General features: G+C 74.1%; 6 protein-coding genes. 1 reads left to right on the top strand and 5 read right to left on the bottom strand.

Annotated elements, in window-relative coordinates; translation table 11 throughout:
* Positions 1-121: 121 nt before the first annotated feature.
* The 5 genes from ACF07N_RS14615 to ACF07N_RS14595 are packed head-to-tail and all read right to left on the bottom strand — an operon-like array spanning position 122 to position 5,792.
* Entirely contained in the window at positions 122-1,432 is a 1,311-nt protein-coding gene (locus ACF07N_RS14615) for a DUF58 domain-containing protein (RefSeq protein WP_392112372.1), read from the bottom strand.
* Complete coding sequence (locus ACF07N_RS14610; RefSeq protein ID WP_383335860.1) at positions 1,432-2,421, bottom strand: AAA family ATPase; 990 nt, start codon at positions 2,419-2,421, stop codon at positions 1,432-1,434. Before ACF07N_RS14610 ends, ACF07N_RS14615 begins: the two co-directional genes overlap by 1 nt.
* Positions 2,421-3,617 (bottom strand): DUF4350 domain-containing protein, encoded by a 1,197-nt coding sequence (locus tag ACF07N_RS14605; protein ID WP_392112369.1) that lies wholly within the window; start codon positions 3,615-3,617, stop codon positions 2,421-2,423. Before ACF07N_RS14605 ends, ACF07N_RS14610 begins: the two co-directional genes overlap by 1 nt.
* A complete protein-coding gene (locus ACF07N_RS14600) occupies positions 3,614-4,381 on the bottom strand; it encodes a DUF4129 domain-containing protein (RefSeq protein ID WP_392112366.1) in 768 nt (255 codons plus the stop codon). Before ACF07N_RS14600 ends, ACF07N_RS14605 begins: the two co-directional genes overlap by 4 nt.
* 4 nt (positions 4,382-4,385) lie before the next feature.
* Positions 4,386-5,792, bottom strand: coding sequence for a hypothetical protein (locus ACF07N_RS14595; RefSeq protein ID WP_392112363.1), 1,407 nt, complete (start codon positions 5,790-5,792; stop codon positions 4,386-4,388).
* A 140-nt stretch (positions 5,793-5,932) separates the two neighbouring features.
* Between ACF07N_RS14595 and mtnA the strand changes: the two genes are divergently transcribed.
* The gene (gene mtnA, locus ACF07N_RS14590; protein WP_392112360.1) at positions 5,933-7,081 is read left to right on the top strand and encodes an S-methyl-5-thioribose-1-phosphate isomerase; all 1,149 of its coding nucleotides are present in this window, start codon (positions 5,933-5,935) and stop codon (positions 7,079-7,081) included.
* The last annotated feature ends 58 nt before the right edge of the window (positions 7,082-7,139 follow it).

The raw sequence follows: 7,139 nt of genomic DNA, 5'->3' as shown, positions 1-7,139 counted from the left end.
CTGCAGGGGGGACCCTGTGGGAGAGTAGGACGCCGCCGAACAATCATTGGGAAAACCCCCGTATCGAAAGATACGGGGGTTTTCTGCGTTTAGGGCTCCCTTTCGGGAGCCGAACGGTCGGTCAGAGGCGGCCTGCCGCTTTCAACGCCAGATAGGCGTCCGCCAGGGCCGGCGCCAAGTCGTCCGGAGTGGCGTCGACGACCGTCACGCCGTGGCGGCGGAGTTGTTCCGCCGTCCGGTGGCGTTCGGATTGCGCCTGGGCCGCTGACGCGGCCTCGTAGACGGCGTCGACGTTTCCCCGGGCCGCGGCCATCGCGGTGATGTGTGGGTCCGCCACAGAGGCCAGCAGCACCGTGTGGCGCTGGGTGAGCTGCGGGAGGACCGGGAGGAGGCCCTCTTCGATGGGGGCCGCGTCGAGGGTTGTGAGCAGGACGATGAGGGAGCGGCGCGGGGACGTGCGCAGTGCCGTGGCCGTGAGGCTCCTGGCGTCGGTTTCCACGAGCTCGGGCTCCAGCGTCGCCATCGCGTTGACCAGAGAAGGCAGGAGATCGCCTGCTGTTCGGCCCTGGACGAGGGCGCGGACCTTGCGGTCGTAGGCCAGGAGGTCGACACGGTCGCCGGCGCGGGACGCGAGAGCGGCGAGGAGCAGGGCCGCGTCCATGGAGGCGTCGAGGCGGGGAGCGTCGCCGACGCGGCCGGCGGAGGTGCGGCCCGTGTCGAGGACCAGGAGGATGTGGCGGTCCCGTTCCGGGCGCCAGGTGCGGACGGCGACCGCGGTCTGGCGGGCGGTCGCGCGCCAGTCGATCGAGCGGGTGTCGTCGCCGGGGACGTATTCGCGGAGGCTGTCGAACTCGGTGCCCTCGCCGCGGGTGAGCACGCTGGTGCGGCCGTCCAGTTCGCGCAGGCGGGCCAGTTTCGAGGGCAGGTGCTTGCGGCTGGTGAACGGGGGCAGGACGCGTACCGTCCAGGGGACCTTGTGGGTGCCCTGGCGGGAGAAGAGGCCGAGGGGGCCGTAGGAGCGGATGGTGACGCGGTCCGCTTGCCGGTCGCCTCGGCGGGTGGGGCGCAGGCGGGTCGTGATGCGTCGGCGCTCGCCCGCCGGGACGGTGAGGCGGTGGCGGGACGCCGTGGTCTCCGTGCCCGGCTGCCAGCTGCTGGGGGGCCAGGCGTCGCGGAGGCGGGCGCGCAGGGGGCGGCCGGACGGGTTGGTGATCGTCAGGGTCACGTCCGCCGTGTCGCCCAGGCGTACGGACGTGTCCCCGGAGCGGGTCAGGCCCAGGCGGCGTACGGGGGCGGCCAGGGCGGCGTCGCAGGCGCAGGCCAGGGCCAGGGGGGCGTTGACCGCGAGGATGCCCGTCCAGCTGGGCTCCCAGATGCCGACCGGGAGGGAGCCCAGGGCCGCGAGGAGGGCGGCGCGTCCGGTGAGTGCCATCAGCGGGGGACGGGGACGTGGGCGAGGATCGCGTTGATGACCGAGTCGGCCGTCACGCCTTCCATTTCGGCCTCCGGGCGGAGCTGGACGCGGTGGCGGAGTGTGGGGAGCGCGAGTGCCTTCACGTCGTCGGGGATGACGTAGTCGCGGCCGGTGAGCCAGGCCCAGGCGCGGGCGGTGGACAGGAGGGCCGTGGCGCCTCGGGGGGAGACGCCGAGGGTCAGGGACGGCGACTCGCGGGTGGCGCGGCAGATGTCGACGACGTAGGCGGTGATCTCCGGGGAGATCGTCGTCTTGGCGACGGCGGCGCGGGCCGCCTCCAGATCCGCCGGACCCGCCACGGGGCGTACGCCGGCGGCCTTGAGGTCGCGCGGGTTGAAGCCCTCGGCGTGGCGGGTGAGGACGTCGATCTCGTCCTGGCGGGAGGGGAGCGGGATGGTGAGCTTGAGGAGGAAGCGGTCCAGCTGGGCTTCCGGGAGGGGGTAGGTGCCCTCGTACTCCACCGGGTTCTGGGTCGCCGCGACCAGGAACGGGTCGGGCAGGGGCCGGGGCGTGCCGTCGACGGTGACCTGGCGTTCCTCCATGGCCTCCAGGAGGGACGACTGGGTCTTGGGCGGCGTGCGGTTGATCTCGTCGGCGAGGAGGAGGTTGGTGAAGACCGGGCCGGGCTGGAAGGAGAACTCGGCGGTGCGGGTGTCGTAGACCAGGGAGCCGGTGACGTCGCTCGGCATGAGGTCGGGGGTGAACTGGACGCGCTTGGTGTCGAGTTCGAGGGCGGAGGCGAGGGCGCGGACCAAGAGGGTCTTGGCGACGCCGGGGACGCCTTCGAGGAGGACGTGGCCGCGGCAGAGCAGGGCGACGACGAGGCCGGTCACGGCGGGGTCCTGGCCGACCACGGCCTTGGCGATCTCGGCGCGCAGGGCCTCCAGGGAGGCGCGGGCGGCGCCCGGGTCCCCGGTCTGCCCGGCGTTGTCAGTGGTCGGGTCCATCATGGACGGCGTACCTCTCTTTCGAGGGCGTCGAGTCGGTCGGCGAGTGCGATCAGTGCTGCGTCGTCGCCGGGTGGCGGTCCGAAGAGCAGGGTGTGCGGGTCCTGTCCCTCGCCGTGGAGGCGGGTGGACAGGGCGGGGAGCAGGGCCTCGGGCGTGTGCGCCTGGGTGACGGGGACGCCGACGAGGGGGGCGAGGCGGGTGCGGGTGGTGGAGCGGAGAGCGTCGGCCGCGCGGTCTCGGGCGTCGGCCTTGCGGTAGAGGCGGGCGCGGCCCTCGGCGGTTTCCGAGGCGCGGATCGCGACGGGGAGTTTCTCGGGCACCAGGGGGCCGAGCCGGCGTGCCCGCCACAGGGCGGCCAGGGCCGCGGCGATGAAGAGCTGCAGGGTGCCCCAGAGCCAGCCAGAGGGGAGCAGGTCGAAGAAGCCGCGTTCGTCGTCGGTGCCGGTGGCCGAGGTGTCGGACAGTGAGGGGAGGTACCAGACGAGATGGGGGCGGGAGCCGAGGAGCTGGAGGGCGAGCGAGGCGTTGCCCTGCTCGTCGAGGCGGTCGTTGAGGAGGATGTCGGGCGCGCCGAGGACGACCGTGTCGCCGTCACCGTGGTCGGCCGGGATGCGCAGGAGCGTGGCCAGGCGTTCGCTCGGGTAGCACTCGTCGGCGTCGAGGTGGGTGGTGGTGTAGCGGACGCCGCCTGTTTCGGCGGTGCCGGCGCGGCGGGCGGCGGGCAGGGCGCAGTCGGGGGACAGCGTGGAGTCGAGGCTGGTGGCGGGGTCGGCGGTGACGCCAGGGGCCAGTCGTTCCACGGAGGCACTGCCGGAGGCGACCAGCACGGTGCGGCCGCCGGAGCCGGCGAACGCCTTGTGCAGACGCGTCTGCTGACCGCGCGTCAGCAGGTCGGGGACGGCGACCAGGAGGGTGGTGTCCGGGCCGGGCGCGGCGGCTGCCTCGTCCAGCGTGGTGACGACACGGGTGTCCACGCCGCGGTCGGCCAGGAGTTCGGCGACGGCGCGGCTCCCGTTCGGGTCGGCGGAGCGCGGGTCGAGTTCGCCGTGGCGGGCGTCGGAGCGGATCACAGCGATGGCGACGGCCCCGGCGAGGAGCACCACGAGGGCGAGCGCGATGCCGCGCGCGCGGGTCCACACCTGACGGGCGGTGGGCGAGGCCGAGGTGGACGAGAGCGTGGCCTCGGTGGTCATTCGGCGGCTCCCTGGCGGGTGTGGGGGGCCGTGCTCGCGCTGCTCGTGGCGAGCTGGGGCTTGGCGCGTTCCAGGTCGCGGTCGAGTTCCGCGACGCGGTGGTACGCCTGCTCGGTCGCCGAGCGGCCGCCGTACGTGACGTCGTCGAAGTCGCGGGCGGCGGCGCGCAGCCGGTCGGTGTGGGCGGGCAGGGCGCGGCCGGCTTCGGCAGCGGCCTCGTCGGCGGTGCGGCCGGGGCGGACGTCGAGGAGCGCGCGTTCTTCGAGGGCGCGGACGAGGGCGCGCATGCGTTCCTGCACGGCCTGGGTCCAGTGGCCCTGGGCGGCGTGTGCCTCGGCTGCGGCGCGGTGGTCGGCGGCGCTGCGGGGGCGGTCGTCGAACAGGGCGGCGGACGAGGTGGGTTGGCGACGCGGGGTGCCCAGCCGCCACCAGAGGGCGGCCAGGACGGCGACGACGGCCACGATGATGACGACCAGGCCGAGTGTGCCGCCGGGCGTGGCGGTCGAGGCGGCGTCGAACAGGCCGCCGAGCCAGTCCCAGAAGGCGTCGAGGGCGCGTTGGAAGAGGCTGGGGTCGTCCTCGTGGTACATCCGCTTGGACAGCTCGCGCCGGGCCGCCTCACGCGCGGGATCGCGCGGGACGGTGACGGGCGGTTCGTCGGCGGAGCTGGCCGGCGACAGCACGGAGGTGTCACCGGCGCGCAGCAGCGCCCGGGCGGCGGCGCGTGGCGCCGCCGTGGTGAGAAGGTCCCCCACCGAGCTCACCGCATCAGCTCCCCGCGGTGGCGCCGGGGGCGGTGGGGCCGTAGCCCTGGAGACCGGCGGCGCGGGCCAGTTCGAGGTCGAGGGCCTCGCGGCGGATGCGCTGGTCGATGTAGAGGAGCACGGTGACGCCGGCCGTGATCGGGAACGTGATCATGGAGCCGATCACCGAGCCGATGCCGCTGACGATCAGGAACGTCCAGCCAAGGCTGCCCGCGCCGGAGTTGAGCCAGCCGGTGAGGCCGTCGCCGCTGAGGGCCCCGGCCAGGAAGGTGAACGGGATCACGATGATCGAGGCGACGACGTTGGCGATGATCGTGGCGAGCAGCTGGATGCCGAAGATCCGCCACCAGGTGCCCCGGACCAGCTTGGTGGAGCGGGTCAGAGCCTTCTTGATGCCCTGCTTCTCCAGCATGAGGGCGGGCGAGGCGAGCGAGAAGCGGATCATCAGCCACAGGGCGACGATGCCGGCGCCGATGACGCCCAGGACGGTGAGGGCGACGCCCGGTCCGGTGCTTCCGGCGACGGTGACGAGGATGCCGGGCAGCGTCCCGACGGTCACGATGCCTGCGGTGATGAGGAGCAACAGGCAGATCAGGCCGAAGAGTTTGAGCACCTGGGGGCGGGCGTCGCGCCAGGCCTCGCCGATGGTGACCGACTTGCCGAGCACGGCCCGGCTGGTGACGGTCGTCAGCAGGGCGGTGGCGATGACAGTGCCCACGAGGGAGATCACGAAGATGACGGTGGAGTTGAGCAGCGCGTCGCTCATGGCGCGGCTCAGCTCACTGAGGGTGGCACTCGGGTCGTTGAGGGCGTCGGTGCTGGAGTCGTCCAGGACGAGGCCCTGGAAGAGCACGACGATGATCTCGGTGAGGACGGCGACGGTGAGGGAGATGCCCAGGACGGTGCGCCAGTAGGTGCGCATGGTCGAGACCGCGCCGTCGAGGATCTCGCCGACGCCGAGCGGGCGGAGCGGGATCACGCCGGGCTTGGCGGCCGGCGGAGGGCCGCCCCAGCCGCCGCCCCAGCCGCCGTGGCCACCGGGGTGTCCGTAGCCGGGGCCGTACCCGGCGGGACCTGCGGGGCCTCCCGGGCCGCCGGGGCCGTAACCGCCCGGGCCTCCGGGGCCGTAGCCGCCGGGGGGCCGGCTGCCCCAGCCCGGGCCGGGCGGCGGGGGCGGGGGTGCCTGGCCGGGGCCGGGCTGGGAGCCGGGGGCGGACCACTGGGCCGGTGGCGGCTGTTCCTTGGACCACTGCGGGCCGGGGCCCTGCGGAGCGTTCTGCTGCTGTCCCGGCTGCTCGGAGGGATGCGTGGGGCCGGGGCGGTCTGCGGGCTCGGCAGGGCCGGACGCGTCAGGCTTCTGCCCGTCGGACGGGGCGGATCCGGGCGAGGCCCAGCCCGGAGTGTCGTTCATCGTCGCTCCTTCACGGTGCCCGTCCGCGGTCGCGGCGGCAGGTTGGCAGCCATCGTGCCATGGGGTGGTCTTGGTGTGACCGGCCGCGGTCCGGGCTGCGTACCTTCAATTGTCCGCTCGATTGGGGGCAGACTGATCGCATGGCTGATCAGTACGCGTACAGCGGCGACGACAAGCGGCCGACCGACATCCCGGCGATCCGCTGGGAAGAGCCACCGGAGGGACCCGTTCTGGTTCTGCTCGACCAGACCAGGCTGCCGGCAGAGGAGGTCGAACTGGTCTGTACGGACGCGTCCGCGCTGGTGGAGGCGATCCGCTCGCTGGCCGTGCGCGGGGCACCGCTGCTCGGTATCGCGGGGGCGTACGGTGTCGCGCTCGCCGCCGTGCGGGGCTTCGACGTGGATGAGGCGGCGTCCGCGCTGGAGAGTGCCCGGCCGACCGCGGTGAACCTGGCCGTGGGCGTGCGGCGGGCGCAGGAGGCGCACGCGGCGGCGCTCGCCAAGGGCGGTGACGTCCGGCAGGCGGCCGCGGCGGCGCTGGCCGCGGCGCGGCAGCTGCACCGGGAGGACGCCGAGGCCAGTGGCCGGATGGCCGAGCACGGGCTGGCACTGCTGGACGAACTGCTGCCCGGCGGCGGGCACCGGATCCTGACCCACTGCAACACCGGTTCGCTGGTGTCGGGCGGGGAGGGCACGGCGTTCGCGGTGGCGCTGGCGGCGCACCGGGTGGGCCGGCTGCGCCGGCTGTGGGTGGACGAGACGCGTCCGCTGCTGCAGGGCGCGCGCCTGACGGCGTACGAGGCGGCCCGCAGCGGGATGGCGTACACGCTGCTCACGGACAACGCGGCGGGGTCGCTGTTCGCGGCGGGCGAGGTCGACGCGGTGCTGATCGGCGCCGACCGGATCGCGGCGGACGGGTCGGTGGCGAACAAGGTGGGGAGCTATCCGCTGGCGGTGCTGGCGCGGTACCACCATGTGCCGTTCATCGTGGTGGCGCCGGTGACGACGGTGGACCTGGACACGCCTGACGGGGCGTCCATCGAGGTGGAGCAGCGTCCCGGGCACGAGGTGACCGAGATCGTGGCGCCGCAGGTGCCGGTGGCCGGCGCGGAGGCGGGTGGCGGGATTCCGGTGGCGCCGCTGGGGACGCAGGCGTACAACCCGGCGTTCGACGTGACGCCGCCGGAGCTGGTGACGGCGATCGTGACGGAGGAGGGCGTGGTGTCGCCGGTGACGGCCGAGGCGCTCGCCGAGGTGTGCGCACGCTCGCACCGGGTGGTGTCGGGCTGAGGTCCGGGCGGCCGGCGGAGCGTGGTCGTCGGCTCGCTCCTCCGCCGCGCGGTCGCCT

Origin of the sequence: Streptomyces sp. NPDC015242 (assembly GCF_043079125.1) — a bacterium.
GTDB lineage: Bacteria > Actinomycetota > Actinomycetes > Streptomycetales > Streptomycetaceae > Streptomyces.
This window is presented reverse-complemented; position numbering and strand designations above follow the sequence as displayed.

Excerpts from the sequence above, each read along its gene's own strand:
- ACF07N_RS14605 (WP_392112369.1), bottom strand. The coding sequence starts at position 3,617 with ATGACCACCGAGGCCACGCTCTCGTCCACCTCGGCCTCGCCCACCGCC.
- ACF07N_RS14615 (WP_392112372.1), bottom strand. The coding sequence starts at position 1,432 with ATGGCACTCACCGGACGCGCCGCCCTCCTCGCGGCCCTGGGCTCCCTC.
- mtnA (WP_392112360.1), top strand. The coding sequence starts at position 5,933 with ATGGCTGATCAGTACGCGTACAGCGGCGACGACAAGCGGCCGACCGAC.
- ACF07N_RS14610 (WP_383335860.1), bottom strand. The coding sequence starts at position 2,421 with ATGGACCCGACCACTGACAACGCCGGGCAGACCGGGGACCCGGGCGCC.
- ACF07N_RS14595 (WP_392112363.1), bottom strand. The coding sequence starts at position 5,792 with ATGAACGACACTCCGGGCTGGGCCTCGCCCGGATCCGCCCCGTCCGAC.